The organism is Vibrio sp. 1078-1 (assembly GCF_033340475.1).
The window spans coordinates 1-590 of the sequence record NZ_JAWOWM010000612.1 but is presented as its reverse complement, the minus strand read 5'-3'; the positions used below and the strand labels follow the sequence as shown (position 1 = coordinate 590).

1 protein-coding gene is annotated in these 590 nt (G+C 48.1%); it reads left to right on the top strand.

Features of this window, described 5'->3' with window-relative positions:
* Positions 1 to 590 (top strand): dicarboxylate/amino acid:cation symporter (locus tag R7190_RS29100; RefSeq protein WP_318138097.1); only part of this gene is annotated, 590 nt, incomplete at both ends.

The window sequence follows — 590 nt, the reverse complement described above, 5'->3', positions numbered from 1 at the left end:
TAAAACCCTTGCTTTCTATATAGCAACGACCGCTATCGCTATCACACTTGCGCTTACAATGGGCACGCTATTCCAACCGGGAGCTGGCGCTGATCTGACAGCAGCAAGCTCATTTAAGTCGGCAGAGGCGCCTTCTTTGGGTCAAGTGATCATCGATATGTTCCCAACCAACCCAATCAGCGCGATGGCAGAAGGTAAAACCCTGCAAGTGATCGTGTTTGCGGTTCTGTTTGGTGTCGCGATCAGCGCAGCAGGTAAGCCTGGTGAGCGAATTGCAGCATTCTTCTCTGATCTAAACGAAGTGATCATGAAGCTTGTAGCAATTTTGATGAACCTAGCTCCATATGGCGTGTTCTTCTTGATGGCGAAGTTGTTTACTGGTCTTGGCTTAAGTGCCATCGTCAACCTAGCCGAGTACTTTGTTGTGTTAGCGGGCACACTATTGCTTCACGGCCTAGTGACTTACAGTCTAATGCTAAAAGGCTTTACTGGCCTTAGCCCAATTACGTTCCTACGTAAGATGGAAGACGCAATCATGTTTGCCTTCTCGACGGCATCATCAAACGCGACCATTCCAGTGACAATGGAAA